At 74.3% G+C, this 25,927-nt stretch carries 22 protein-coding genes and 1 pseudogene; 18 read left to right on the top strand and 5 right to left on the bottom strand.

The window, feature by feature from the left end:
- Window positions 1-90: 90 nt before the first annotated feature.
- Window positions 91-1,368 (bottom strand): hypothetical protein, encoded by a 1,278-nt coding sequence (locus tag ABZW10_RS27610; protein WP_355370740.1) that lies wholly within the window; start codon window positions 1,366-1,368, stop codon window positions 91-93.
- A 480-nt stretch (window positions 1,369-1,848) separates the two neighbouring features.
- On the opposite strand from ABZW10_RS27610, the gene ABZW10_RS27605 reads away from it, so the two are divergent.
- From ABZW10_RS27605 to ABZW10_RS27595, 3 genes are read left to right on the top strand one after another with little or no spacing between them, the layout of a single operon-like run.
- The gene (locus tag ABZW10_RS27605) at window positions 1,849-2,454 is read left to right on the top strand and encodes a class F sortase (RefSeq protein WP_355370762.1); all 606 of its coding nucleotides are present in this window, start codon (window positions 1,849-1,851) and stop codon (window positions 2,452-2,454) included.
- Window positions 2,451-3,776 (top strand): alpha/beta hydrolase-fold protein, encoded by a 1,326-nt coding sequence (locus tag ABZW10_RS27600; RefSeq protein ID WP_355370737.1) that lies wholly within the window; start codon window positions 2,451-2,453, stop codon window positions 3,774-3,776. The genes ABZW10_RS27605 and ABZW10_RS27600 overlap by 4 nt, the downstream gene beginning before the upstream one ends.
- Window positions 3,773-6,385 (top strand): DUF2156 domain-containing protein, encoded by a 2,613-nt coding sequence (locus ABZW10_RS27595; RefSeq protein WP_355370734.1) that lies wholly within the window; start codon window positions 3,773-3,775, stop codon window positions 6,383-6,385. The genes ABZW10_RS27600 and ABZW10_RS27595 overlap by 4 nt, the downstream gene beginning before the upstream one ends.
- 80 nt (window positions 6,386-6,465) lie before the next feature.
- On the opposite strand, the gene ABZW10_RS27590 is transcribed toward ABZW10_RS27595, so the two are convergent.
- Window positions 6,466-6,897, bottom strand: a complete 432-nt coding sequence (locus ABZW10_RS27590; RefSeq protein ID WP_355370731.1) for an SsgA family sporulation/cell division regulator — start codon at window positions 6,895-6,897, stop codon at window positions 6,466-6,468.
- Window positions 6,898-7,225: 328 nt separating this feature from the next.
- On the opposite strand from ABZW10_RS27590, the gene ABZW10_RS27585 reads away from it, so the two are divergent.
- From ABZW10_RS27585 to ABZW10_RS27565, 5 genes are all read left to right on the top strand, one after another.
- The gene (locus ABZW10_RS27585) at window positions 7,226-9,058 is read left to right on the top strand and encodes a DEAD/DEAH box helicase (RefSeq protein WP_355370759.1); all 1,833 of its coding nucleotides are present in this window, start codon (window positions 7,226-7,228) and stop codon (window positions 9,056-9,058) included.
- Between the two features lie 266 nt (window positions 9,059-9,324).
- A complete protein-coding gene (locus ABZW10_RS27580) occupies window positions 9,325-9,570 on the top strand; it encodes a TM2 domain-containing protein (protein ID WP_355370729.1) in 246 nt (81 codons plus the stop codon).
- 75 nt (window positions 9,571-9,645) lie between these two features.
- Window positions 9,646-10,017, top strand: coding sequence for a DUF2752 domain-containing protein (locus ABZW10_RS27575; RefSeq protein WP_355370756.1), 372 nt, complete (start codon window positions 9,646-9,648; stop codon window positions 10,015-10,017).
- Window positions 10,018-10,372: 355 nt separating this feature from the next.
- Entirely contained in the window at window positions 10,373-11,023 is a 651-nt protein-coding gene (locus ABZW10_RS27570; RefSeq protein ID WP_270146684.1) for a helix-turn-helix domain-containing protein, read from the top strand.
- 79 nt (window positions 11,024-11,102) lie between these two features.
- Window positions 11,103-11,909: a S16 family serine protease gene (locus ABZW10_RS27565; protein ID WP_355370725.1), complete on the top strand. Its 807-nt coding sequence runs from the start codon at window positions 11,103-11,105 to the stop codon at window positions 11,907-11,909.
- A gap of 22 nt (window positions 11,910-11,931) precedes the next feature.
- Here the strand turns inward: ABZW10_RS27565 and ABZW10_RS27560 are convergent, their stop codons facing one another.
- The gene (locus ABZW10_RS27560) at window positions 11,932-12,507 is read right to left on the bottom strand and encodes an Lrp/AsnC family transcriptional regulator (protein ID WP_355370722.1); all 576 of its coding nucleotides are present in this window, start codon (window positions 12,505-12,507) and stop codon (window positions 11,932-11,934) included.
- 301 nt (window positions 12,508-12,808) lie between these two features.
- On the opposite strand from ABZW10_RS27560, the pseudogene ABZW10_RS27555 reads away from it, so the two are divergent.
- Window positions 12,809-13,255 (top strand): annotated as a pseudogene (locus tag ABZW10_RS27555) (VOC family protein); the annotation flags it as partial.
- A gap of 27 nt (window positions 13,256-13,282) precedes the next feature.
- On the opposite strand, the gene ABZW10_RS27550 reads toward ABZW10_RS27555, so the two are convergent.
- Window positions 13,283-13,840, bottom strand: coding sequence for a hypothetical protein (locus ABZW10_RS27550; RefSeq protein WP_355370719.1), 558 nt, complete (start codon window positions 13,838-13,840; stop codon window positions 13,283-13,285).
- A gap of 154 nt (window positions 13,841-13,994) precedes the next feature.
- Between ABZW10_RS27550 and ABZW10_RS27545 the strand changes: the two genes are divergently transcribed.
- The 4 genes from ABZW10_RS27545 to ABZW10_RS27530 all read left to right on the top strand — a co-directional run bounded on the left by ABZW10_RS27545 (window position 13,995) and on the right by ABZW10_RS27530 (window position 19,745).
- Complete coding sequence (locus tag ABZW10_RS27545; RefSeq protein WP_355370717.1) at window positions 13,995-14,720, top strand: response regulator transcription factor; 726 nt, start codon at window positions 13,995-13,997, stop codon at window positions 14,718-14,720.
- A complete protein-coding gene (locus tag ABZW10_RS27540) occupies window positions 14,717-16,288 on the top strand; it encodes an ATP-binding protein (protein ID WP_355370714.1) in 1,572 nt (523 codons plus the stop codon). Before ABZW10_RS27545 ends, ABZW10_RS27540 begins: the two co-directional genes overlap by 4 nt.
- Window positions 16,289-16,503: 215 nt before the next feature.
- Window positions 16,504-18,183 carry a cellulose binding domain-containing protein gene (locus ABZW10_RS27535; RefSeq protein WP_355370712.1) on the top strand — a complete coding sequence of 560 codons (1,680 nt, stop codon included), beginning with the start codon at window positions 16,504-16,506 and terminating at the stop codon, window positions 18,181-18,183.
- Between the two features lie 161 nt (window positions 18,184-18,344).
- Window positions 18,345-19,745, top strand: a complete 1,401-nt coding sequence (locus ABZW10_RS27530) for a glycosyltransferase 87 family protein (protein ID WP_355370709.1) — start codon at window positions 18,345-18,347, stop codon at window positions 19,743-19,745.
- A 74-nt stretch (window positions 19,746-19,819) separates the two neighbouring features.
- Here the strand turns inward: ABZW10_RS27530 and ABZW10_RS27525 are convergent, their stop codons facing one another.
- Window positions 19,820-20,263, bottom strand: a complete 444-nt coding sequence (locus tag ABZW10_RS27525) for an SsgA family sporulation/cell division regulator (protein ID WP_355370706.1) — start codon at window positions 20,261-20,263, stop codon at window positions 19,820-19,822.
- A gap of 403 nt (window positions 20,264-20,666) precedes the next feature.
- Here ABZW10_RS27525 and ABZW10_RS27520 point away from each other — a divergent pair, with 403 nt between their 5' ends.
- The 5 genes from ABZW10_RS27520 to ABZW10_RS27500 all read left to right on the top strand — a co-directional run bounded on the left by ABZW10_RS27520 (window position 20,667) and on the right by ABZW10_RS27500 (window position 25,912).
- Window positions 20,667-22,076, top strand: coding sequence for an RDD family protein (locus ABZW10_RS27520; RefSeq protein WP_355370703.1), 1,410 nt, complete (start codon window positions 20,667-20,669; stop codon window positions 22,074-22,076).
- A gap of 91 nt (window positions 22,077-22,167) precedes the next feature.
- Entirely contained in the window at window positions 22,168-22,899 is a 732-nt protein-coding gene (locus tag ABZW10_RS27515) for an RDD family protein (protein ID WP_355370700.1), read from the top strand.
- 197 nt (window positions 22,900-23,096) lie between these two features.
- The gene (locus ABZW10_RS27510; protein WP_355370698.1) at window positions 23,097-23,807 is read left to right on the top strand and encodes an endonuclease V; all 711 of its coding nucleotides are present in this window, start codon (window positions 23,097-23,099) and stop codon (window positions 23,805-23,807) included.
- Between the two features lie 93 nt (window positions 23,808-23,900).
- Window positions 23,901-24,353, top strand: a complete 453-nt coding sequence (locus ABZW10_RS27505; protein ID WP_355370695.1) for a hypothetical protein — start codon at window positions 23,901-23,903, stop codon at window positions 24,351-24,353.
- Window positions 24,350-25,912, top strand: coding sequence for a hypothetical protein (locus tag ABZW10_RS27500; protein WP_355370693.1), 1,563 nt, complete (start codon window positions 24,350-24,352; stop codon window positions 25,910-25,912). The genes ABZW10_RS27505 and ABZW10_RS27500 overlap by 4 nt, the downstream gene beginning before the upstream one ends.
- Window positions 25,913-25,927: the final 15 nt, after the last annotated feature.

Genomic DNA, 25,927 nt, shown 5'->3' with positions numbered 1-25,927 from the left:
CGAACCACGCGGCCCCATCGAGACCGAAGCAGCCCGCCGCCTCGCCGACGACCTCAAGAACGAGTGATCACCCGATTACCCAACACTTTCTCAGCCGGCGGCCACGGCGGGGGCGGGGGATCCCAGGAAGGTCTCCCAGCCCCCGGCCGGGGCCTGGCCGGGGCCGAGGGTCTGCAGCTTGCGCAGCACCGCCGGGTCCTGGGCGTCCAGCCAGTCGACCAGCTGCCGGAAGGACACCAGCCGGACCTCGGGCCGCCCGGCGATCGACTTGAGCACGTCCTCGACGGCGTTCATGTAGATGCCGCCGTTCCACTCCTCGAAGTGGTTGCCGATGACGAACGGCGCGCGGTTGGTGGTGTAGGCGCGCTCGAAGCCCATCAGATAGGCGTCCCGGGCCTGGGTCTGGAAGCCGGGGTGCAGCGCCGGGTCGGCCTTGGTGTTGCTGCCGCACTGGTTGAACATGATGTTGTAGTCCATCGACAGCACCTGGAAGGTGTGCCCGGGGAACGGGATGGACTGCAGCGGGAGGTCCCAGAGCGCACCGCCCTGGATCTTCTGCGGCCAGATCTGCGTGCCGTTGCCGCTGCTGTCGTAGCGCCAGCCGCGCCTGACGGCGGTGGGCAGCAGGTTGCGTTGCCCTTCCAGGCAGGGCGTGCGGCTGCCGATCAGCTCCTTGCGGTAGTCGAAGGGCAGCGCCGGCAGGTCCGTGAAGCCGGTGTTGGTGCGCCAGTTCATGACGAAGTCCATCGCCTGCTGGATCTCGCTGTCCCACTCCTCCGGGGACCACTGGCCGACGCCGGTGGCGCCGCAGAAGTGGCCGTTGAAGTGGGTGCCGATCTCGTGGCCCTCCAGCCAGGCGGCGTGCACGTTCTCCAGCGTGTCGTGGATGTGCTGGTCGTTCAGGTAGCCGATGTCGGAGGCGCCGACCTTGTGCTGCGGCGGACGGTAGAGGTCCTTGCGGGACTCCGGCAGCAGGTAGAGGCCGCTGAGGAAGAAGGTCATCGAGGCGTCGTGCTCGCGGGCGAGCCGGCGGAAGCGGCCGAACAGCCCGTTGTCGAGCTCGCCGGCGCCGTCCCAGGAGAAGACCACGAACTGCGGCGGGCGCTGTCCGGGCCGCAGCGCCTCGGCGACCGGCTGGCCCGGCTGCGGGCCGGTGTCCGAGGTGGAGCCGTCGCCGATCAGGGTGACCGGGGGCCTGGCCGCCTCGGTCGGGGCCGTCGCGTTGTCCGCGGCCTGGGTGGTCGGTACCGGGGCCGGAGTGGACGCCTGCCCGACGCCCGGGTCCGTCCGGGCCGCGCAGCCGGCGGCGAGGGCGGCGGCACCGGCCGCGCCCGCGGCCAGCAGGGTGCGGCGGGAGAGAGCGTCCATGGTCACTCCGTTCGTGGGGCGTGCGCGGGGGCGGGCACGGCGGGCCGCGGCGCACGGCCGTCCGGGCAGGCAACGGGTGCCCGGTCGGACAAGTGCGGTGATAGGCCTGTGAACGGGGTCAGCATGGCATGCGATCAAGATCGGTCAGTGCTTCACCACGGACGGTCGGAACTCATCGCCCGAAGGATGCAACCAGGATGCCGTTCCTGAGTGTCCGATGAATCGATCGTCGTCATTCCTGGCAGCCGCCGGGTAACCGGAGGGTGACGCGGTGGTGACGTCTCACCCCTTCGGGCCAGGCCTTGCCCCTGAGGCCCGCCGATCGGGGGGAGCGGGTACGACCAGCGTATGAATGTGGCATAGGGTCCGATCCGGTTGCATGGTTCTCAGGAACTTCCCAGGAACCGTCAACCGGTTCGACGTCAGCAGAGGGGAGCGCCCGTGGGCGCCCAGCAGAGCAGGAGCCCGTGGCCGGGCACCATGGCGGTCGGTGCCGCGCTCGTGCTCGGCGCGTGGCTGCTGCACGACGGCTCGGCCGCCGTGCTGCCGCCGGCCCCCGGTGGCGGGCAGGCCCTCAGCGGCTTCGCCCCGGTCTCCGTGGTACCGCCGCTCGGCCCCTCCCGACCGACCCGGATCCGCATCCCCGCGGTCCGGCTCGACGCCCCGGTCACCGGCCTCGGCCTCGACCGGGACGGCCACCTGCAGGCCCCGCCGGACGAGGACCGCAACCTCGCCGGCTGGTACCGGGACGGCGCCACCCCCGGCCAGCGCGGTACGGCGATCATCGCCGGACACGTCGACAACGACCGCGGGCCCGCCGTCTTCTACCACCTGGGCGCCCTGCACCGCGGCGACCGGATCGAGATCCTCCGCGAGGACGGCCGGACCGCCGTCTACCAGCTCTACGCCATCGAAGTGCACGACCGAAAGGACTTCCCGGACGACCGGGTGTACCGCCAGGCCGCCGACGCCCAACTCCGGGTGATCACCTGCGGCGGCGGGTACAGCGAGGAGCACGGCTACGACGGCAACGTCGTCGCCTACGGCTTCCTCGCCGACACCACGCGCCCGGGGAAACCCGTATGACCTCCCTCACCACCACCGAACTCGCCGTCCGCTGGAACCCGCTCGACTGGCCGCTCACCCACGGCCCGATCCCGTACGCCGTGCTCGCGGCCGGCTGGGTCGCGCTGGGGCTGCTCGTCCTCTCCCGCGACCGGCGCTGGTTCGGCCTGCGCCCGCTCGGCGCCCTGCTGCTCGCCGCCGCCCTCACCGGCGCGGTCAAGGTCGTCGTGGACGGGTGGTGGCACCCCTTCCCCGAGGGCACCCCCGACTACGTGGTCGGCTGGGTCGCGCTCGCCGTGCTCGCGCTGACCCTGGCCGGCTTCCGCGCCCCGCTGCTGCCCGGCCGGCAGCGCTTCCTGGCGGCCGGCGGCGCGGCACTGGTGGTGCTGATGGCGGCCTCGCAGGTCAACCGCGGCTTCGACCAGTACCCGACGGCCCGCGTCATGCTGGCGCCCAGGACCCAGGCGCTGACCACCGGCAAGGCCCCCGAGGTGGTGACCGCGCCGACCGGCAGGGTGCTGGAGGAGGTCTGGCACGCCCCGGCCGACCTGCCCGAGAAGGGCACCGTCTCGACCACCCCGATCCCCGGGACCAAGTCCGGCTTCGACGCCCGCGACGCCTACGTCTACCTGCCCCCCGCCTACCAGGCCAGCCCCCGGCCGATGCTGCCGGTGCTGGTGCTGATGGCCGGCCAGCCCGGCAACCCGTCCGACTGGGTGAACTCCGGCGGCATGCAGGAGCGGCTGGACGCCTTCGCCGCCGACCACCAGGGCCTCGCCCCGATCGTGGTGATGGTGGACCAGATCGCCACCATGTGGGGCAACAGCCTCTGCATGGACTCCAACGTCGCCCGGGCCCAGACCTACCTCGCCGAGGACGTTCCCGACTGGATCCACGGCCACCTCCAGACCGCCACCGGCCGCGGCGCCTTCGCCATCGGCGGCGCCTCGCTCGGCGGCACCTGCGCGCTCCAGCTGGCCGTCAACGCGCCGCAGGTCTACGGCTCGTTCATCGACGTCTCGGGCCAGGACGAGCCCACCCTGGGCAGCCACGACGAGACCGTCGAGAAGGCCTTCGACGGCGACGAGAAGGCCTTCGAGGCCGTCGACCCGGCGCACCTGATGGCCGCCCGCCGGTACCCGGACACCGCCGGCGTCTTCGCGGTCGGGGCCGGCGACGGTGACTTCCGCCCGCAGCAGGAGACGATGTACGCCGCCGCACAGAAAGCCGGGATGAAGGTGGAGTTCCAAGCGATCCCCGGCGGCCACAGCTGGACGGTGTTCCGGGAGGCGCTCGACCGGAACCTGCCCTGGCTCGCCCGGCAGACCGGGATGATCCGGTGATCCGGCTCGGCGCCGCGCCCGCCCGGGCCCTGGTCGGCGAGCGGCAACCGCTGCGGGACGGCGGACAGCCCGGCCCGCGGGTCCCCGAACAGTCCCGCGGCGAGTCCGCCCCCGGCTCCGGCGCACCCGCGCCGCGGCCCCCGCAGCGCCTGGCCCGCGCCGTGGCCCGGACCGCCGCCCTCGCCACCCGGCTGGCCGCCCGGCTCGGCGAGGCCCCGCTCACCCTGGTGCTGCTGGCCGGCCTCTGGGCCGTCGGCGCCGCCACCGGCAGCCTCGCCCGCGGGCCGTCCGCCGCCCTGCTGGAGAAGGTCGGCGCCGGCTCCCCGACCCTCGGCGAGGGCCGCTGGTGGACGCCGCTCACCTCGCTGTTCTGGTGCTCCGGCATCGGCGCCTACGTCTTCACCAGCCTGCTGCTGCTCCTGGTCGCCCCGGCCGCCGAGCGCCGGCTCGGCGCGCTGCGGACCCTCGGGGTGCTGGTCGCCGGACAGCTGGCCGGCGCCCTGGCCGGCACCGGGGTGGTCGCGGCCGGCGCCGCCTCCGGCGAGCAGTGGACCACCTCGGTCGTCGACCAGAGCGCGGTCGGCCCCGCCGTCGGCCTGTTCGCGCTGGCCGGCGTGCTCGGCTACCGGCTCACCGTGCTCTGGCGCCGCCGGCTGCACCTGCTGGTGGTGCTGGTGCCGCTGGTGATGGCGCTGTACGTGGGGCACCTGCAGAGCGTGCAGTGCTTCTCCGGCGCCCTGGCCGGCCTGGCCGCCGGAGCACTGCTCTCGCGCGGCCGTCCGCACCTGCGCTCGCACCGCTCCTCGCACACCGAGACCCGGGTGCTGGTGGCGCTCTGCCTGGTCGCCGCCGCGCTCGGCCCGCTGATCGCCTCGCTGTACGACAACGCCGCCGGCCCGTTCAACACCTTCTCGGAGATCTACCTCTCGCACCGGCTCAGCCCGGACGAGGTCGCCGACTTCTGCGCGGTCTCGGCCCACGACTGCGCCCGCGCGCACGCCGTCGAGCGGATCTTCGACACCCCGGCCCGGCTGATGGCCGCGCTCTTCCCGGCACTGCTGCTGGTGCTGGCCGAGGGACTGCGCCGCGGCCTGCGGCTCGCCTGGCGGATCACCGTCGCCACCGAACTGCTCTGGACCGCCATGCTGGTCTGGCTGTTCACCGAGACCGGCACCGGCTCGGGCGGCGTCGTCCAGTACTTCGTCGAGGCGCTGCTGCTGCCGCTGATCACCACCGGACTGCTGCTGGCCACCCGCAAGCGGTTCCCGCTGCGGCTGCCCGTCGCGGTGCTCGGCCGGCTGGCCGCGGTGCTCGGCGGTGCGCTGCTGGTCGCCAGCGCCGCGTACACCGGGCTGGGCGTGCTGGTGGCCGGGCAGTTCGAGCCGGTCGCGAGCTTCCGCGGGCTGGTCGCCGGGCTGCCCGCGCAGTACCTGCCGCCCGCCTACAACGACCTGCTGCCCGACTACCCGGTCGCGGTCGGGCCGTTCGCCCGCGTCCTGGAGACGTACTGCGGACTGGCCTTCTGGGCCGTCGCGCTGGGCGCGCTGCTGGTGGTCTTCCGCCGGCCGGTGGTGCACGTCGACGCCGAGGACGCCGCGCGGGCCCGCACCCTGCTCACCGAGCACGGCGGCGGGACGCTCTCCTTCCTCACCACCTGGGACGGCAACCACTACTGGTTCGACGAGGACGGCCGGGCGGCCGTCGCCTACCGGGTGCTGAACACCGTGGCGCTGACCACCGGAGACCCGTTCGGCGACCCGGAGGCACGCGCCCGCGCGGTGGCCGGCTTCGCCCGGTACTGCGACGCGCGCGGCTGGACGCCCTGCTTCTACAGCGTCACCCCGGAGACCCGGGCCGCCGCCGGACAGCTCGGCTGGCGCTCGCTGCAGGTCGCCGAGGACACCGTGGTCGCGCTGCCGGACCTGGCCTTCACCGGCCGCAAGTGGCAGGACATCCGCACCGCGCTCAACAAGGCCGGCAAGCAGGGCATCACCGCCGAGTGGTGGTCGTACCACGAGGCGCCGCTCGCACTGAAGGAGCAGATCCGCGCCATCTCCGAGGAGTGGGTCTCGGAGAAGGGGCTGCCCGAGATGGGCTTCACCCTCGGCGGCCTGGAGGAGCTGGACGACCCGGCGGTGCGGCTGCTGATCGCCGTCGACCAGGACCGCGCCGTGCACGGGCTGACCAGCTGGATGCCGGTCTACGAGAACGGTGAGCCGGTCGGCTGGACGCTGGACTTCATGCGCCGGCGCTCGGACGGCTTCCGCGGCGTCACCGAGTTCCTGATCGCCTCCGCGGCGCTCGGCTTCAAGCAGGAGGGCGCGCGCTTCGTCTCGCTCTCCGGCGCCCCGCTGGCCCGCTCGGAGAAGGAGCCGCCGACCGGGCTGCAGAAGACCCTGGACTGGCTGGGCCGGGCGCTGGAGCCGGTGTACGGCTTCCGCTCCCTGCTCGCGTTCAAGGCGAAGTTCCAGCCGGAGTACCGGCCGATGTACATGGCCTACCCGGACCCGGCCGCGCTGCCCAGCATCACCAGGGCGATCGGCAAGGCGTACCTGCCGCACCTCACCCCGGCGCAGGGCGTACGGCTGATGCGCAAGCTCTCGGCCTAGCGGGCCGGTCGGAGGGTCGCCACCAGCAGCTGCCCGGGCCCGGCCCCGGGCGGCCGCCGACGCGCGCCCCGCCGGGCCGCTCAGCCGAGCAGCTGGGCGAGGGCGCGGTCGGCGTCCAGGTGCAGGTGCTCCTCGCCCTCGGGGACGAGCAGGCGGCTGCGCCACAGGAAGCGCCGCAGGTCGGCGGTGTCGAACTGGACCATCGCGGTGCCCTCGGGCGCGCGCAGCTCGACCAGGGTGCGCCGGCCGAGGCCGGGCCGGACGTGCACGTCGCCGATGCCGGAGGGCACCTCCAGGCCGGCGGAGAGCAGCCGGCGGGCGAAGACCCAGACGATGTCGCCGGCCGGCCCGGTGCCGTCGGCCTCGTCGTCCAGCGAGAACTCGGCGGGGAAGGCCATCCGGACGGCGAGCGGGTCGTCCGGGAGGTAGGTCAGGGTGACCCGGAGCCGGACGGAGCGGTGGGCGGAGAGGACCAGACGGGCCTGGACGGTCTCTTCGGCGGTGGCGTGCACGGTGATTCCCTTCTGTGGGGGCGAGGCCGGTGACGGCGTGGAGGGTTGGGGCGGCCTCACCCGGAAGAGAGGCGGTCGAGGGGGTTCCGCTTACCGGGTTTTCGCGACTTTTCCCTGTGATCCACGTCACATCGATTTCCGGCCGAACCGGCGGCCCGCGGGCCGGGCGCGCACCCCGCCCGGCCCCGCCACGGCCGCCCGAACGCCCCCGGGCCCGGTACGCTGGGCGGGTTGTCCGAACGCCGCCCGACCGCGGGACGAGGCCGCAAAACCGCCTCTGACCTGCGATGATCCCCCCTCGGAGACCGTGAGTACTGCCGCCGCCTCGATGCCGCTCTTCTCCGACGCGCAGGAGCCGCACGCGCCCGTCCGGGCCGCCGGCCAAGCCGCGCCGACCTCCTCCCACCACCTGTCCCCGGCCTTCCCCGGCCGCGCCCCCTGGGGCACCGCGGGCAAGCTCCGGGCCTGGCAGCAGGGGGCGCTGGACAAGTACATCGAGAACCAGCCGCGCGACTTCCTCGCCGTCGCGACCCCGGGCGCCGGCAAGACCACCTTCGCGCTGACCCTGGCCTCCTACCTGCTCCACAACCACCTGGTGCAGCAGGTCACCGTGGTCGCGCCGACCGAGCACCTGAAGAAGCAGTGGGCCGAGGCCGCGGCCCGGATAGGCATCCGGCTCGACCCGGCGTACTCCTCCGGGCCGCTCTCCCGGGACTACCACGGCATCGTGGTCACCTACGCGGGCGTCGGCGTGAACCCGATGCTGCACCGCAACCGGACCGAGGCCCGCAAGACGCTGGTCATCATGGACGAGATCCACCACGCCGGTGACTCGAAGTCCTGGGGCGAGGCCTGCTTCGAGGCCTTCGAGCCGGCCACCCGGCGGCTGGCGCTGACCGGTACGCCGTTCCGCTCGGACACCAACCCGATCCCGTTCGTCCAGTACGAGGCGGGGAGCGACGGCATCCGCAAGTCGATCGCCGACTACACCTACGGCTACGGGCACGCGCTCGCCGACCACGTCGTCCGTCCGGTGATCTTCCTCTCGTACAGCGGCAACATGCGCTGGCGCACCAAGTCCGGCGACGAGCTGGAGGCCAGGCTCGGCGAGCCGATGACCAAGGACCTGATCGCCCAGGCCTGGCGCACCGCGCTCTCCCCGCAGGGCGAGTGGATCCCGTCCGTGCTGCAGGCCGCCGACCGCCGGCTCAGCGAGGTCCGCAAGGCGATCCCGGACGCCGGCGGCCTGGTGATCGCGACCGACCAGACGGTGGCCCGCGCCTACGCCAAGATGCTGCGCGAGATCAGCGGCGAGAAGGTCACCCTGGTCCTCTCCGACGAGACCGAGGCCTCCAAGCGGATCTCCGACTACGCGGCCGGGGACTCGCGCTGGATGGTCGCGGTCCGCATGGTGTCCGAGGGCGTCGACGTGCCCCGGCTCTGCGTCGGCGTGTACGCCACCTCGATCTCCACCCCGCTGTTCTTCGCCCAGGCCGTCGGCCGCTTCGTGCGCGCCCGCAAGCGCGGCGAGACCGCCTCCGTCTTCCTGCCGACCATCCCGATGCTGCTGGGCTTCGCCAATGAGATGGAGCTCCAGCGCGACCACGTGCTGGACCGGCCGAAGAAGGAGGGCGAGGGTCTCTTCGACGAGGAGGACCGGCTGCTCGCCGAGGCCGAGCGGGCCAATGACGGCCCGGACGGCGCGGGCGGCGAGGAGTTCTCCTACGAGGCGCTGGGCTCCGAGGCGGTCTTCGACCGGGTGCTGTACAACGCCATGGAGTTCGGCATGCAGGCGCACCCGGGCAGCGAGGAGGAGGAGGACTACCTCGGCATCCCGGGCCTGCTGGAACCGGACCAGGTGCAGATGCTGCTGCAGAAGCGCCAGCACCGGCAGATCCAGCGGAGCAAGGGCAAGCCGGCCGAGGAGGCCGACCTGCTGGAGCTGCCCGCCGAGCAGCGGCCGGTCGTGACGCACCAGGAACTGCGCGAGCTGCGCAAGGAGTTGAACGCGCTGGTGGCCGCCTGGCACCACCGCACCAGCCAGCCGCACGGGACCATCCACAACGAGCTGCGCCGTCAGTGCGGCGGTCCGCTCACCGCGCAGGCCACCGCCAACCAGCTGAACGCGCGGATCGCCCGGATCCGTGAGTGGGCGAAGTAACGGTCCGTCGGCGGCGTGGACGGCAGGACCGTAAAGGTCATGTGACGTTCAGATATACGCGAAGGTTTTGTGGAGACAGCCGGTCGGATGATCGGCTAGTCTTCGGCGTGCTGCGCCGCCTCCGGGCCGCCGACGCCATCCGCCCCCCGTCCGGGGTCGGTCGTCGCAATTCCCGGTGAATCCGGCCGGCACCTCACCGACCCGGGAGGACGCGACGCTCCGTCGTGCGCCCGGGCCTGTCTGTCTTTCCAAGGAGCACACCCAACGTGTCGTACCAGCAGCCCTACGCCCAGCAGCCCGAGCTCTCCGACAAGTCGAAGGTCGTCGCCGGCGTTCTGCAGATCCTGCTCGGCAGCCTGGGCGTCGGTCGCTTCTACACCGGCCACATCGGCATGGGCATCGCCCAGCTGCTGACCTGCGGCGGCCTCGGCGTCTGGTCGCTGATCGACGGCATCCTGTTCCTCACCAGCAACGACCGCACCGACTCCCAGGGCCGTCTGCTGCGCGGCTGACCCTTGGTCGCATCCGCGAAGGCGCGTCGCCGCCCCGGCCGTCCCGGCCGGGGCGGCTTCGCCGTTCCCGAACGGCTGCGCACGGCCTGGGCGCCGGTCGGGGTGCTGGTCGGCGGCGTGGCGGGCTCCGCCTACCTGTGGTCGCGCAACCCCCATCTGTCCGGGCAGATGCTGCCGTTCTGTCCCTGGCGCAAGGTCACCGGGCTGCAGTGCCCCGGCTGCGGCGGCACCCGGATGGCCTACGACCTGCTGCACGGCGACCTCGCCGCCGCCTGGCACGACAACGCGGCGCTGCTGCTCGCGCTGCCGCTGGTGGTCGTGACCTACCTGGTCTGGCTGCGGCACGGTCTGGCGGGGCGGCGCTGGCAGCCGCCGCTCGGCCGGCGGGGGACGGCCGTGCTGCTCGGCGTGGCGACCGCCTGGACCGTCCTGCGCAACGTGCTCTGACGCCACATCGCTCCGGTGCGGCGCGTTCCGGCCCGATCCGTCCGGAACTCGGACTGTGGTCGAACTTACGAACGCCTGGTCGCGGTGTTCTGGGTCGTTTTGACACGGTTTGACGGGGCGTGCGAAATTGATCTTGCCCGAATTTTGGACAAACACTTCCGCCGCCGCATTTCCTTCACTACCTTTCCCACACGCTCTCCCGCCGGGCGACCCCCGCGAGACGGGCGTCGCAGGGCCCCAGGACGTCAAGGACGACTCTCCGCGGCCCGAGCGCGGCCACCCACCTGCGCGCGACCCCCCGAGTCCCGGACCGGCCCGCCGATCCGCGACCCGCCGCGGAAAGGAATTGCGCGTCGTGACTGCAGAGACCTCCCAGACCCTGGACCGCGGTGTCCGGGTTCTCAAACTGCTCGCCGACTCGGAGCGCGGGCTCACCGTGACCGAGCTGGCGGCCCGCCTCGCCGTCAACCGGACGGTCGTCTACCGGCTGCTGGCCACCCTGGAACAGCACGGACTGGTCCGCCGGGACATCGGCGGCCGTGCCCGGGTCGGCCTGGGCGTCCTCCGGCTCGCCCACCGGGTCCACCCGCTGCTGCGCGAGGCGGCGCTGCCCGCGCTGCGCAGCCTCGCCGAGGACCTCGGCGCCACCGCCCACCTCACCCTGGTGGACGGCAACGAGGCGCTCGCGGTGGCCGTGGTCGAACCCAGCTGGACCGACTTCCACGTCGCCTACCGGACCGGGCTGCGCCACCCGCTGGGGGAGAGCGCGGCCGGCCGGGCGATCCTGGAGGCCCGGGCCTTCCCGAGCCAGCGCCGGCCGGAGCAGGGCTTCGTCATCACCCGGGCGGAGGAGCAGTCGGGGGCGTCCGGCGCGGCCGCGGCGCTGCTCGGACTGAGCGGCATCGAGGGCAGCGTCGGCGTGGTGATGCTCAACGGCCTCGTCCCGGAGCGGGTCGGCCCCCGGGTGGTCGAGGCCGCCACCGAGGTCGCCGACGCGCTGCGCTGAGCGCCCCGCCGCGGTGGGGGGGCCGTCCGGGTGGCCGTGCGCGTGCCCGCCGGACGTCCCGGTGTGTTTGGATGCCTCTGTGTCCGACACCAAGCTGCCCCCGGCCCTCACCGCTCCCCGGACCCGGGCCCTCGCGCTCTGCGGCGCCCTGGTCACCGCGCTGTTCGGCGTGGCCGCCTTCGTCCCGCTGCCGTACACCCTGACCTTCCCCGGCGTGACCGCGGACACCCTCGGCAGCTACCAGGACCGGCCGGTGCTCACCATCACCGGCGCGCCGGTCCGCAGCACCCAGGGACAGCTGCGGATGGTGACCATCTCGGCGACCAACCCCGGGGAGCGGACCAGCCTCTGGCGCTCGCTGCAGGCCTGGTTCGACGAGGACGAGGCCATCCGGCCCACCGACACCGTCTACCCGCAGGGCAATCCGGCCAAGGCCGAGGAGGTCAACGCCCAGCAGATGGTGGAGTCCCAGGACGCCGCCACCACGGCCGCGCTCTCCTACCTCCAGCTGTCGCCCGCCCAGGTGAAGGTGAAGGTCGACCTCGGCGACATCGGCGGCCCGAGCGCCGGCCAGATGCTCGCGCTCGGCATCATCGACAAGCTCGCCGGGGACGGCAAGGGCGGTGACCTCACCGGCGGGCTGACCATCGCCGGCACCGGGACCATCGACGACCAGGGCGTGGTCGGCGCGGTCGGCGGCGTGCCGCTCAAGACCCAGGCGGCGGCCCGGGACGGCGCGACCGTCTTCCTGCTGCCCAAGGACGAGTGCACGGACGCCAAGGTGAACACGCCCGCCGGGCTGCGGCTGGTGCCGGTCGGCACGCTGGCGGAGTCGGTCTCCGCGCTGGAGGCGCTGCGCACCGGCGGGGCCGTCCCCACCTGCTGAGCCGCCCCGGCCGTCGGGCCGGCTACTCGGCGGCGGCCTGGTCGACCAGCGGCAGGATCCGGTACGGCACCGGGTTCTCCAGCGCGATGGCGGTCGAGGAGCGGACGATCCCGTCGAAGCCGACCACCCGGTCGATCACCCGCTGCAGGTCGGCGTTGGAGCGGGCCACGATCCGCACCATCATGTCGCCGTGCCCGGTGATGGTGTGCAGTTCCAGCACCTCCGGCACCGCCGCCAGGTGCTCGCGCACGTCCGTGCCCTGGCCCTGGGAGATCTCCAGGGTCGCGAAGGCCGTCACCGGGTAGCCCAGCGCCGCCGGGTCCACCTCCGGGCCGAAACCGCCGATCACCCCGCGCGCCTGGAGCCGGTCCAGCCGGGCCTGCACCGTGCCGCGGGCCACCTGGAGCCGGCGCGAGCACTCCAGCACGCCGATCCGCGGCTCCTCGGCGAGCAGCCGGATCAGCCGGCCGTCCAGGGCGTCGATGGCGTCGTTGGTGCTCCCGGCGAGTCCGCCCGGAGCGAGCGAAGGCCCTTGTCCGGTGGGCGAGTTGGACGGTCCGGGGGCGACCGGGGGGTTGGCGGCGTGGGCGGGGGGCATCGCGGGGGCTCCGTCCTCCGATGGGCATTCTGTACAGCGGCGCGTCCGATTCTCCCGTCCCGGAGCACAGCTTGACCAGGAGGAAACGGAACAGTTGCGCGGAAGTCGGCTCGGCGCCACCCTCCAGCCACAACCCCGTGCGCCCGCCCCACCCCGGCGTTCCGGGGGCGACCCGTGGTCCCGCACCCCCACCGGGAGGGCTGACATGACCGACACCACCGCCGAACGCGTGCTGCCGACGGCCGGCCCGGGCCCCGGGGGCCTGCGCGCCGTCGCCCCGGAGGAACCCGGACTGCTCCCGATGGGCCGCGCCGACGCGGTGGTCTTCGCGGTCGGCGACGCCGAGCGGGCGGCCCACCGGTACGCGGTCGCCCTCGGGCTGCGCTGCACCGCGTACGCCGGTCCCGAGACCGGCGAGCCGGAGACCGTCTCCTACGTGCTGCGGGCGCCCGGGACGCGGTTCGTGCTGACCTCGCTCGTCCAGGCGATCGGCCCGCGCGGCCGGGAGCTGGCCGAGCACCTGGCCCGGCACGGCGACGGGGTGATCGACCTCGCGGTCGCGGTGCCGGACGTGTGTTACGCGTACGACTACGCCGTCGACCGGGGCGCGGCCTCGCTCGCCGAGCCCTACGAGGTGCGGGACGCGTACGGCACCGTGGTGCTCGCCGCGATCGGGGTGCCCGGCGGGACCAGACACACCCTGGTCGACCGCTCCCGGTACCGCGGGCCCTACCTGCCGGGCTACGTGCCCTTCGAGCGCTGGTGACGGCGGCGGTCAGCGGACGGCGAGGTCGACCCTCGGCGGGTAGCCGTTCCAGGAGACGATCACCGAGTTGGCCTGGGCGTCCTTGGTGAAGTCCACCCGGAGCCATCCGGGGCCGTCCCAGACCAGCATCTGCCACCCCGGGTCCGGGGCGGCCGAGACCAGCGAGGCCCGGTCCGACTGGATGTCCAGGGCGACCTTTCCGCCCGGGACGAGGTAGCTGTGCACGGAGGACGTGGTGCTGCCGACCGGGGACGGGTGGTGCGAGGTCGGCGCGGCGGCCGACGGGGTGGCGGAGGCCGTCGGCGTCGGCCTGGGCGGGGCCGCCGACGCCCGGACGGTGGACGGCGGCGCGGTCGGCTCGGTGCGGCCGGTCGACTGCGGCGGCGTCGCCGAGGGCGTCGGCACGGGTCTCGCACCCTCGGCCGAGGCCGGCGAGGGCAGCGGCAGCGCGGAGGGCTGCTCGAAGGCGGCGCCGGTCAGCACGGCGTGCACACCGAACCAGGACAGCGCCACCGCCGCCCCGGTGGCCGCCGCCCAGGCGCCGAGTTGTACCAGTCCGTTCCGCATCGTGCGCACATCCTGCCGTATCCCCCGGTCGCGCAGGTGGGCGCCCCGGTACTTCCACAGGGAACTTGCACAACTGCGGCCGACGTGCCGCAGACCTGCGCGAACCACCCCGAGGTACAGACCAATCGGGGCCGATGGCGTACCGTGCAGCCCCATGGCAACAGTGCTCGTGGTCGAGGACGACCCCTTCGTGCGATCCGCCCTCATCCGCCACCTGACCGACACCGGCCACGCGGTTCGCAGCGTGGGCACGGCACTTGAGGCGCTGCGTGAGGTCGCCCAGGTCGGCTGCGACCTGGTGATCCTGGACCTCGGCCTGCCGGATCTGGACGGCAGCGAGGCGCTCAAGATGATCCGTGGCCTGACCAACGTCCCGGTCATCATCTCCACCGCCCGGGACGACGAGGCCGAGATCGTCCGGCTGCTCAACGACGGGGCCGACGACTACCTGGTGAAACCGTTCTCCGGGGAGCATCTGAGTGCCCGGATGGCTGCCGTGCTGCGCCGGCTCGGCGGCGGGGCGGCCCCGGTCAGCCAGGTGCTGCGGGTCGGCGGGCTGGCGATCGACCTCCAGCGCCGGGAGGCCTCGCTGGACGGCCGGGCGCTGGACCTGACCCGCCGTGAGTTCGACCTGCTGGCCTTCCTCGCCGCCCGGCCGGGGGTGGTGGTGCCGCGCAAGGAGATCCTGGCCGAGGTGTGGCGGCAGACCTACGGCGGGGACCAGACCATCGACGTGCACCTGTCCTGGCTGCGCCGCAAGCTCGGCGAGACCGCGTCGAGCCCGCGCTACCTGCACACCGTGCGCGGGGTCGGGGTCCGGCTGGAGGCGTCCGGGCAAGCCGCCGGGCCCGGTCCCGTCCCCGTGGAGCGCCGGACATGAGAAGGCTGCGGCACTCGCTGCGCTGGGCCCTGATCAAGGCCGCCGTGGCCGGGACCACCATGGTCGCGCTGGCGTTCCTCATCCCGCTCGGCCTGATGGTCCAGCAGACCGCCCGGGACCGGGCGTTCACGGCCGCCGAGCGGCAGGCCGCGGCGCTCGGCCCGGCACTGGCCATCACCACCGACGAGGACGCCATCGCCCGGGCGGTGGCCTCGACGGACGCGGGTGCGCAGGGGCGGATGGCGGTGCACCTGCCGCCGGCGGAGGCCGCCGTGGCGGCCGGTTCCGGCTCCGGTGCGGCCGGCGGTGCGGGCGGGGTGGCCGCAGCGCCGGGCGGGGCGGGGACGGTGCCGGGCGCGGCCGGTCCGCAGGGGGCAGTGGCCGCGGGCGTACCGGGGGCCGCGAGGGCCGCCGCGGGTGCCGCCTCCGCCGACGGGGCGACCATCGGCGAAGTCCGGGCGCTGGACGCCGACGTGGCCACCGCGGGCGGCCAGGGGCGCTCGTTCACCGTGCAGGTGCCGGGCGGCTACGCGCTGCTCCAGCCGGTCGCCGTGGACACCGTGCGGACCGCCGTGGTCGAGGTCTTCGTGGCCGACGGCGACCTCACCCGGGGCGTGGCCACCGCGTGGCAGGTGCTCTCCGGGGTCGCGCTCGGGCTGGTCGCCATCTCGGTGCTGGTCGCCGACCGGATGGGCGCCCGGATCGTCGGCTCGGCCCGCCGGCTCGCCGCCGCCGCCCGTTCGCTCGGCGCGGGCAATCTGACGGTCCGGGTGCCGGTGGACGGCAAGCAGGCCGCCGGCAGTCCCGCGGAGTTGCACGAGGCCGCCCACGCGTTCAACGCGATGGCCGACCGGGTCGTCCAACTGCTCGCGGCTGAGCGGGAGTTGGCCGCCGATCTGTCGCACCGGCTGCGCACCCCGCTGACCGTGCTGCGGCTGAACGCCGCCTCGCTCGGCGAGGGCGACGCGGCCGATGCCACCCGGCACGCGGTGTCGCAGCTGGAGCGCGAGGTCGACCAGATCATCCGCTCGGCCCGCCGGGCGCCCGAGGACGCGCCCGCCGTCACCGTCGGCTGCGACGCCGCCGAGGTGATCCGCGAGCGGGTCGGCTTCTGGTCCGCGCTCGCCGAGGACGAAGGCCGTCCCTGGCAGCTGGCCGGCGCCGAGCGCGAGACGCCCGTCCCGGTCCAGCGCGGCGACCTGGCCGCGGCGGTGGACGCGCTGCTCGGCAACGTCTTCCGGCACACCGCGGTCGGCACCGCCTTCTCGGTGGACGTGCTGCCCACTGAGAGCTCGGTGATCGTGCTGGTCGGGGACGCCGGTCCGGGCTTCACCGATCCGCAGGCCGCGCTGAAGCGCGGCGAGGGCCACGGCGGGGAGGGCTCCACCGGCCTCGGGCTGGACATCGTCCGCAAGCTCGCCGAGGCCACCGGCGGCGACCTCGCGCTCGGTGCCTCGGCCGTGCTCGGCGGCGCCGAGATCCGGCTGCGGCTGCGCACCCGGCAGGACGGCACCGAGCCCCCGCGGGCCGGCAGACGGCGCGGCCGCGGGCCGCTGTTCCCTCGCTGACCGGGGCCGCCGGGCACGGGTGATGAAAGGTTTCGGCGCTTCGTCAGGCTCCGGGAGGGCCGGGGGAGGAACGGGCTCCCCTTCTTTCTTAAGCGCGCCGTAAGGGAGTTCTACCCCTGGCTCAGCAGGCGGTTTCCGGCCATGGCGCGCCGTTAGCGTCGTCCGCGTCGGTCACCCCCTCGACCGCGCACCTGCCAGCCCCGGAGGTAAGCCCCATGACGACCCAGCAGCCCCACCGCCGCCCCGGCGGTCGCCGTCGGCACAGCCGCAAGGGCGTGCTGATCGGCGCCTCGGCGGTCGCTGCCGCGCTGGTCGCCGGGGGCGTGGTCGTCCTCGCCTCCTCGGCCGGCGCCGCCTCGCTCGGCGCCGTCTACACCCGCACCAGCAGCTGGGACTCCGGCTACACCGGCCAGTACCTGGTCACCAACCCGGACGGCAGCGCCATCGAGGACTGGACGCTCACCTTCGACCTGCCGGCGGGCGCGAAGATCGACTCGCTCTGGAACGCCACCTTCACGGCGGACGGCCAGCACGTCACGGTCCGGCCGGAGGCGTGGAGCAAGCGGCTGGAGCCGGGCAGGAGCATCGTGGTCGGCTTTGTCGCCCAGGGCGCCGGCGCCGCGCAGACCGAGCCGGGCAACTGCCTGATCAACCAGAGCGCCTGCAAGCCGGGGGACGGCAGCGCGGCCACCCCGTCCGGCCGGCCGACCACCACCGCGACGGCCTCCCCGTCCGCCTCCGCCTCGGCCACGGCGTCCGCCACGGCCACCGCGACCCCGACCGCCACGGCGAGCGCCACCGCCACTGGCGCTCCGACCACCGGGACACCCGGCCCGAGCGCCACGGCGACCACCCGGCCCACCACCCCGGCCCCGACGGCCACCGCGACCGCCACCACCACGGCCGTGCCCACCACCCCGGCCCCCACCACCCCGGCGCCCACCGCGACCGCGACCGGCACCCCCGCCCCGGCCGGCGGCGCCGGCTTCAGCCCGTTCGTCGACACCTCGCTCTACCCGCCCTACGACCTGGTCGCCACCGCCAAGGCCGGCGGCGTCAAGGACTTCAACCTGGCCTTCGTCGTCTCCGGCGGCGGCTGCACCCCGAAGTGGGGCGGCGTGAGCGACCTCGCCGCCGACGCGGTGGCCGCCCAGATCGGCGCCCTGCGCGCGATCGGCGGCGACGTCCGGGTCTCCTTCGGCGGCGCCAACGGCAGCGAGCCGGCCCTCGCCTGCTCCTCGGTCGCCGACCTCACCGCCCTCTACCAGAAGACCGTGGACGCCTACGGCCTCACCAGGATCGACTTCGACGTCGAGGGCGGCGCGATCGCCAACGCGGCCGCCAACACCCGCCGCGCCCAGGCCATCGTCCAGCTCCAGAAGAACGCCGCCGTCAAGGGCAGGGCCCTGGAGGTCTCCTTCACCCTCCCCGTGCTCCCCTCCGGCCTGACCCAGGAGGGCGTCAACCTGATCGCCGACGCCAAGAACAACGGTGTGGCGATCAGCGCGGTCAACGTCATGGCGATGGACTTCGGTGACGGCGTCGCCCCCAACCCGCAGGGCCAGATGGGCAAGTACGCCATCGCCGCGGCCACCGCCACCCAGGCCCAGGTGAAGAGCGTGCTCGGCCTCGACGACGCGACCGCCTGGCGCAAGGTCGCGGTCACCCCGATGATCGGCGTCAACGACGTCGCCAGCGAGGTCTTCACCGTCGCCGACGCCAAGCAGCTCGCGGACTTCGCCAAGAGCAAGCACCTGGCCTGGCTGTCGATGTGGTCCGGCACCCGCGACAAGGCCTGCGAGGGCGGCGCCAAGGCGTACGCCGACGCCAGCTGCAGCTCGATCGTCCAGCAGCCGCTGGAGTTCACCCGGGCCCTCGGCGCCTACACCGGCTGACCCGCCTCCCCCGACTCCGGCCGTCCGTGCCCTGACCGCAGCGGGGCACGGCCGGCCGGCACCATCTCCCGGCCCATCACTCTCCGTGATCGACGCGATCCGGACCGGCCGCAGGGCATCGGGTATCGTCGCTGGTTGGCCGACGGCGGACGGAGCGAAGAGTGACAGCGGTGCAAGACGAGCGCGGCGCGGTGCCCACCGCACCGGACCGGGCGCCCGCCCCTCCGTCGGACCGGCTGCGCACCGCCCTCGGCGCCCCCCTGCGCGCCCTGCGCGAGGCCCCGCGCCGGCCGCTGCTGGCCGCCTCCGCGGTCGCGTTGTTCTCCCTGCTCGGCTACGCGGTGGTCCGGCACTTCGCGCACACCTCGATGGTGGACATGATCGTCTACCGGGCCGAGGGCGCCGCCGTCGCCAACGGCGAGGACCTCTACGGACTGCGCGTCACGCAGTGGGACCTGCCCGCCACCTACCCGCCGTTCGCCGCGATGCTGTTCGTGCCGACGACCTGGTTCCCGATCCCGTTCCTGCGGGTCGCGGTCACGCTCTGCAACCTCGGACTGCTCGCGCTGCTCACCCACCTGTCGTTCAAGCTGGTCGGCTGGCCGCGCCGGGACCTGCGGGCGATCGGCGTGATCCTGGTCACCGGCCTCGGCGTCTGGCTCGAACCCGTCTACACCACGCTGCGCTACGGCCAGATCAACCTCGCCCTGGCCTGCCTCATCCTCTGGGACCTCACCCGCCCCGACGGGCGCCGCAGCAAGGGTGTCGCGATCGGCATCGCCGCCGGCATCAAGCTCACCCCCGGCCTGTTCGCGGTCTACCTGCTGCTCACCGGCCGCGTCCGGGCCGCCATCGTGGCCGGCGCGACCTTCCTCGGCACCTTCCTGCTCGGCGCGCTCGTCCTGCCGGACGCCACCTGGGGCTTCTGGACCAAGTACCTCTACGACTCCTCCCGGGTCGGCAAGACCGAGATCGTCGACAACCAGGCACTCAGCGGCGCCGTCGCCCGGCTGCTGCACACCGCCGACCCCGGCACCGCCGCCACCCTGGCCGCCGTCGTCGTCGCGGTGGCCGGCCTCGGCGTCGCCGTCTGGGCCGCCCGCAGCTCGCGCTGGCTGTCGCGCTCCGAGGCCTGGGGCGTCTGCTGCGCCGCCGTCACCGCCGTGCTGATCTCGCCGATCAGCTGGACCCACCACTGGGTCTGGTGTGTGCCGCTGCTCGTGCTGCTCGCCTGCGAGGCGGCGGTCGAACGGGCCCGTCCGGCCGCCGTCCGGAAGATCCGCTGGCGGGCCGCCTTCGGGGCCACGCTGGTCGCCTTCCTGTCCTTCGCGATGTGGCTCGCCAAGCCGCAGGGCGCGAAGGTGCTGGAGCTGTCGCCGCTCCGCCAGATCCCGACCTCGGTCTATCCGCTCGTCGGGATCGCCTTCCTGCTGGCCGCCGCGCTACGCGTGCGCGCCCGGCGCCTGGCGGCCGGTGCGCCGGCGGCGGCGCTGCCCGGGCAGCGCGACGGCGAACGGCCGGACTCCGCGCGCGAGCGTCAGCAGGCCCCCGCGGCCCGCTGAGTCGGCCGGTCCGCCGTGGCCGGGGCGGCTCGCGTGCCCCGCTTGCCCCGCTCGCCCGGTGCCGCTCGCGGGCCTCACGCGAGCAGCGCGGCCAGCGAGCCGTCCATGTCCAGCGCGGCCATCTCGCTGCCCGGGGGCACCAGCCGGTGCGCCCGCTCCAGCCAGGCGGCCACCGCCGGCAGCGGCGCCTCCAGCAGCGCGTCCCCGGCCGGCGAGCTCAGCGCCAGACAGAGCACGCTGCGCCGGCCCGTGGGGGTCCCCCCGGCCGAAGGCTGGGGGAGGGTCGGCCAGATCCGCACGTCACCCTGGCCGCAGGGCCGGAAGGTGCCCTCCACCAGCAGCTCGCGGGCGAACACCCAGGTCACCGGCGAGCCGGTGTCCAGGTGGAAGGTGATGTGCACGGCGTAGGGGTCGTGGCTGCCGTAGGACAGCCGGGCCGGGACGGGGACGCTGTGCTCGGGGGAGAGCACCAGGTTGAGCTCCAGCTCGTGTTCGACCACGCTCGTCGGGCGCTCCATGATCGGGTTCCTCTCTGCCTGCGGTTGGCGCCCGTGTCCGGGCCCTGTGACCTTGGAGAGCGCGGCCCGGGAGCGCTCTTACACGGGTTTCCGGGTTTTCTCGGGATTTTTTCGCGGAGATCCGTCGGCGGTGGTGTGGGGAGTGGTGAACGCTGGACGGTGGGCGCGCGGTCGGGCGTGCGCGCCGTCTTCCTTACCGTGGGCGGCCCCGGCCTGTCCGCTGAATGGCCAACTTCGCTCCGCCCGCCCGCCGAGGCACTACCCTTTGTGACTGCCCGGCAACTGTCCGCCTCCTCGGCGGCACCCCTCGCGCCGACGGCGGAGCCACCCGGGTCGCCCGTGCCACCGTCGCGCACCCCCTCGCCGGGCGAGCCGCATCGGCCTGCCAGGAAAGCGAGCCCCCATGACGGACCGGCCCCTCGCCGGCGGCAGCACGGACACGGCCGCCGGCCCCGCGCCGGGCTACTACCCCGACCCCTCCATCCCCGGTTTCGTCCGCTACTGGGGCGGCTCCGCCTGGGTGCCCGGCACCAGCCGGCCCGCCCCGGCCGAGGGCGAGGTGCTCGAACCGCCCCGGTACGCGACCCGTCCGCCGGGGCCGGCGGCGGCTGGCCGGGCCGGGACGGGGCGGTACGTGCCGCCGCCGGTGGCCGCCGAACCGGCGGGGGAGTCCGAGAGGGGTGTCGCGGGGGAGGTGCGGCGGCCGTCGTCCGGCGGGGACAGCGGGCCGGTGTACCTGGACCAGACGGGGGGCGGGGCGTCGTTCACCTTCGTGGTGCCGGAGAACGGGCCGGTGTTCCGTCGCGGCGGGGAGCGGGCGCCCGTCGCGGAGCCGGAGCCGGAGCCGGAGCCGGAGCCGGAGGTGGAGGTGGGGGCCGGGACGGGGTCGGAGCCGGCCGGGTGGCAGCCGGATCACCGGGCGCAGCACGGGCCGATGGAGGCGGGCGGCGCGTCGCGCTGGGTGTCCTGGGGGGTGTTGCCGGAGGCGGTGGAGGAGCCGTTCGTCGAAGCGCCGCCTGTGGAGGTGTCCCCTGTTGAGGTGCCGCCCGTCCCGGAGCGGGCGGGCGTTGCCGAGCAGGCCGATCCGTCGCCCGTTCCCGCCGCGGCCCCGGCACCGGTGCCGGGGCCGAGCCCGGTGGCGGCCGATCCGCCGCTCGTGGTGGCGGAGGCCGTGCAGGAGGCCGTGGAGAAGGCCGTGGAGAAGGCCGGACCCGCCCCGTCCGCGCCCTCGGCCGTCCGTCCCGCCGCCCCGGTCCGGTCGTCCCCGTCTCCGTCCCCCGCCCCGCGCCGCCGTGCCGGGGCGGCGGCGCCACGTCCCGCCGGGCTCGGCCGCCGCCTGGTCGCCCGGCTGGTCGACACCGCCGTGCTGGCCGTGGTCGCCGTCGCCGCGGGCGTCCCGCTCGGCCGCTCGGTCGAGGCCCACCTCCAGCGCAAGCTGGACCGGGCCCGGATGGCCAGCCGGCTCGCGCACCGCCAGGTCGACGTCTGGCTGGTCGACGGCACGGTGCTCGGCAAGGCCGCCGTCCTGCTCGGCATCCTGCTCTTCGTCGGCCTGCTCTACGAGGTCCTGCCGACCGCCGGCACCGGCCAGACCTTCGGCAAGCGGCTCGCCCGGATCCGGGTGATCGCGGTGGCCCGCACGCCGGGGGCCGCCGCCCCGGCCCGTCCCGGGCTCGGCCGCTCCCTGGTCCGCTGGCTGGTCCGGCAGGTCTCGATGCTGCTGGTGGCCGGCCTGTTCTGGCCGCTGTTCGACCGGCCGGCCCGGCGTGGCTGGCACGACCGGGCGGCCCGTACCCGGGTCGTCCGGCGCTGAGGCTCCACCGGCCTCCCGCCTGCGTGGTCTTGTCGGACAAAACGGTGTCAATATCCCAAATTCATACAATGCGTGATGTTCTACTCGGGGCATGAGCACCTACGACCCCTCAGGCCCCGAGCCGGAGGGGGGCGGCAAGCCCTCCTTCGGCAAGCAGCCCCCGCAGTCGGGCGGCGGCACGCCGGAAGGTACGCCGTCGGACCCGTACGGCACCCCGCCCCCGGACGGCCCGCCGCCGAGCGGCGGCCCCGGTGCGTACGGCGGCACCTACGGCGGCGCTCCCGCAGGCCCGCCCTACGGGCAGAACCCCTACGGGCAGTCGCCGTACGACCAGCCCCCGCCCGGCTACGGTCCCGCCGGGTACGGGGCGCCCGGACCCGGTCCCGGCCCCGTCCCCGGGATGCCCCCGCTCGGCAGCTGGCCCAACCGGATCCTCGCCCGGCTGATCGACTACGTCCTGGTGCAGGCCGTCGCCCTCCTCCTGGTCCTGCCGTTCGCCGGCCACGCCGACCGCTCCGCCTCGGCCGGCGCCTTCTGGGTCGCCTGCGCGATCTACTTCGTCTACGAGGGTCTGATGCTCAGCCGGGACGGGCAGACCCTCGGCAAGAAGGCCATGAAGGTCCGGGTCGCCATGCTCGTCGACGGCAACTCCCCGACCCAGTCGGCCGCCTGGACCAGGGCGGCGGTCTTCATCCTGCCCGCCGTGCTCTGCTGCGCCGCGCTCTGGTGGCTTGTCGACGGCCTGTTCGGCGTCTTCGACAAGCCCTACCGCCAGTGCATCCACGACAAGGCCGCGAAGACCGTGGTGGTCTCCACCGCCTGAGCCGTCGGCGCGGCCGGGGCCGCCCTCGCCTTCGCCGACCGGCGTGCGGTGCCTCCGCGCGCCGGTCGGCCGCGTACGGGGCGCGCGGAGGGCGTGCGGGCTCACGGACTCGCCCCCGGGGCCGTCGGCCCCGCTCGGTACGGTGGGCCCGACCGAGCCACCGCTCCGCGCACCGCACCGCACCAGGGGGAACCGCCGTGCCCATCCCTGCCGACTGGCCCACCACCGAGGCCGAGGCGCTCGCCGAACAGGAACGCCTGCGCCCGCTCGTCCTCCCGGCCGGGGCGGACGGCCTGGACGGCTCCGGTGACGACCGGCTGATCGCCGGTGTCGACGTCGCCTACGACGACGCCCGCGACCTCGTCGTCGCGGCGGCCGTGGTCCTCGACCGCGCCACCCTCGCCGTCGTCGAGGAGGCCACCGCCACCGGAACCATCGCCTTCCCCTACATCCCCGGCCTGCTCGCCTTCCGTGAGCTCCCCGCCGTCCTCGACGCCCTCGCCGCCCTCACCCGCCGCCCCGGCACCGTCGTCTGCGACGGCTACGGCCTCGCCCACCCGCGCCGCCTCGGCCTCGCCAGCCACCTCGGCGTCCTCACCGGCCTGCGCACCCTCGGCGTCGCCAAGACCCCGTTCACCTTCGACCACCGCGACCCCGGCCCCGCCCGCGGCGACTCGACCCCGCTCACCGACCCGGCCACCGGCGAGGAGGTCGGCCGCGCCCTGCGCACCAGGCCCGGCGTCAAACCCGTGTTCGTCTCCGTCGGCCACCGCATCGGCCTCGCCGAGGCCGTCGAGACCACCCTCGCGCTCAGCCCCCGCTACCGCCTCCCCGAGACCACCCGGCACGCCGACTCGCTCTGCCGCCGCGCCCTCGCCGCGGCGAGCCGGACACCGGACGTGAACTGACGGTCCACCAGAGGCGGCCTGTGTGTTAGACATGACTCACTCACCAGAACCGTCAACGACACACCGGCCGGACGCACGGGGGAGGCGCCGCACGTGGCAACGGGGAACGGAACGGGATCGACCGGCGGGGCGGGACGCGGCTACCGCGTCGAGGTCGAGCAGCTGCGCGCCTTCGCGGCCCAAGTACGGCTGCTGCTCCACGAGTTCCAGCGCCATGCCGACGGCACCGCGACACACGGCCGCAGCGGCATCGGCTCCACCGCGCTCGGCACCTTCGCGGAGGCCACCGAGCTGCACGGCCGCTACCAGACCATGCGCGACGGCCTGCGCGACGTCCTCAACCAGCTCCAGGAAGCCGTCGACGAGGCCCAGAAGAAGGCCGAACTGACCGCCACCAACTACGAGGAACAGGAGCACCGGACCAAGAAGAAGCTGAAACTCGGCGACGACGGCTGGTCCGTGGCCAACCCCTCCGCCACCAGTACCGCCGCCTACGCGTGGACCACCGCCCCGGCCCAGCACGACGACGGGAAGGGCGTCCGGTGAGCTACACCGACTTCAGCAAGTACAGCCACGCCGAACTCCGCCGGATGGTCCAGGCCCTCAACCCCGGCGAGGTGATGTCCGCCGCCGACCCCTGGCGCCGCGCCGCCGACACCCTCAAGGCCATCCGCGCGACCCTCACCCGCGCCAGCACCGAGGCCGCCACCTCCTGGGAAGGCAGCACCAGCGACGCCTTCCACGCCCGCATGCTCCAGCTCGCCACCACCATCAACACCACCGCGTCCTACGCCAACGACGCGGCGATCACGCTCAAGGCGATCTCCGAGGCCATCGACAAGGCCAAGCGCGAGATGCCCGAGGAACCCAGCGGCTGGGAGCAGTTCAAGGACGGCGTCGGCGACACCGTCTCCTCCCTCTTCGGCGCCGACGACGAGGACTCCCGCACCGCCGTCGCCAGCCAGAAGAAGGCCGAGGCCGCCACCGTCCTGCAGACGCTCGCCATGCACTACCGCACGGCCACCCCGATGCTGAAGCCCCCGCCGCCTCCGCCTCCGCCGGGCAAGGGGGGCGGAAAGATCGACTACTCGGATCTCCCGGAGGACGACGCAGGCGCGACCGGCTACGCGGCCGTGGGCGGCTTCCTCAGCGGCGCCAGTATCGGAAACGCCGGTGTGGGGGCGGCGCCCGTGGTCCGCTCGCGCGAGGGAGCGGTAGCGGGTCCTCGGACCGGCGGCGCTGTGCCGTCGAACCCGCAGGGGACAAGCCCGTCGTTCTCGAAGACACCACCGGCTCCCTCCGACCCTGGCGTCAAGGGAGGGGTTGCTACGCCGTCGTCCAAAGCCACGCCGGCGAAATTCGGCGCCGGGACTGTCGTGGACGGTACAGGCGCCCTGCCGGCGCCGGCGCCGGCGGTGTCCGGTGGCCAGCCGCCGTCCGGGGGGAGCGGCACGTCGATCCTCGGTTCGCCGGGGAGCGGTGGAAGCCAGCCCCTGCCCCACAGTGCTGTCACACAGCCCGCCGCACAGCACGTCGCGCCGCAGGGTGGCCACGGGGGAGGGTCGCCCCACCCGAGTGGGATCCCGCAGTCCTTCGGCTCTGCCGTAAGGCAGGGGCAGGGGCCGGTCCCCGAGCAGAACCGGCAGGCTGGTCCCGAGGCCGTGCGTGGTGGCCGTGAAGGGGCACCGGGTCGGACCGGAACCGGACGCAGTGGTGCGATCTTCGGCGCCGAAGGCATGCCGGGTGTGATCGGCGGCGGGAGCACGGGCGGCGCGGGTTCGGCCCGGGGCAGGGGAGCCGTCGAGGGCACTGCTGGTCGATCCGGCGGCACGGTCGTCGGTGTGGGGGACCACTCCGGCAAGAGCGGCAGCGGCAAGCAGGCCTTCACCGAGGGCGGCTCAGGCGTGGGAGCGCGCGGGAGGATCCGGCCGGAGGCCGGAGCGGGTGCGGGCAGCTCGCTGACGCAGGCGCCCATGGTGCCGCCCGGCGGCGCCGAGCGGGGCAGGAAGGACGACGCGAAGAGGAGGCGTCGTCCTGACTACCTCGTCGAGGACGAGGAGACCTGGATGTCGGACGACCCGGTCAATCCGAACGTGGTGGAATGACGTCCGGCCTTCGGG

The sequence above is a fragment of the Kitasatospora sp. NPDC004723 genome (assembly GCF_040609255.1).
Taxonomy (GTDB): domain Bacteria; phylum Actinomycetota; class Actinomycetes; order Streptomycetales; family Streptomycetaceae; genus Kitasatospora.
The sequence above is the reverse complement of the archived record's forward strand: the minus strand, read 5'-3'. Positions and strand labels throughout refer to the sequence as shown.

Excerpts from the sequence above, each read along its gene's own strand:
- ABZW10_RS27600 (WP_355370737.1), top strand. The coding sequence starts at position 2,451 with ATGACCTCCCTCACCACCACCGAACTCGCCGTCCGCTGGAACCCGCTC.
- ABZW10_RS27585 (WP_355370759.1), top strand. The coding sequence starts at position 7,226 with ATGCCGCTCTTCTCCGACGCGCAGGAGCCGCACGCGCCCGTCCGGGCC.
- ABZW10_RS27550 (WP_355370719.1), bottom strand. The coding sequence starts at position 13,840 with ATGCGGAACGGACTGGTACAACTCGGCGCCTGGGCGGCGGCCACCGGG.
- ABZW10_RS27605 (WP_355370762.1), top strand. The coding sequence starts at position 1,849 with ATGGCGGTCGGTGCCGCGCTCGTGCTCGGCGCGTGGCTGCTGCACGAC.
- ABZW10_RS27540 (WP_355370714.1), top strand. The coding sequence starts at position 14,717 with ATGAGAAGGCTGCGGCACTCGCTGCGCTGGGCCCTGATCAAGGCCGCC.
- ABZW10_RS27545 (WP_355370717.1), top strand. The coding sequence starts at position 13,995 with ATGGCAACAGTGCTCGTGGTCGAGGACGACCCCTTCGTGCGATCCGCC.
- ABZW10_RS27560 (WP_355370722.1), bottom strand. The coding sequence starts at position 12,507 with ATGCCCCCCGCCCACGCCGCCAACCCCCCGGTCGCCCCCGGACCGTCC.
- ABZW10_RS27535 (WP_355370712.1), top strand. The coding sequence starts at position 16,504 with ATGACGACCCAGCAGCCCCACCGCCGCCCCGGCGGTCGCCGTCGGCAC.
- ABZW10_RS27525 (WP_355370706.1), bottom strand. The coding sequence starts at position 20,263 with ATGGAGCGCCCGACGAGCGTGGTCGAACACGAGCTGGAGCTCAACCTG.
- ABZW10_RS27610 (WP_355370740.1), bottom strand. The coding sequence starts at position 1,368 with ATGGACGCTCTCTCCCGCCGCACCCTGCTGGCCGCGGGCGCGGCCGGT.
- ABZW10_RS27515 (WP_355370700.1), top strand. The coding sequence starts at position 22,168 with ATGAGCACCTACGACCCCTCAGGCCCCGAGCCGGAGGGGGGCGGCAAG.
- ABZW10_RS27520 (WP_355370703.1), top strand. The coding sequence starts at position 20,667 with ATGACGGACCGGCCCCTCGCCGGCGGCAGCACGGACACGGCCGCCGGC.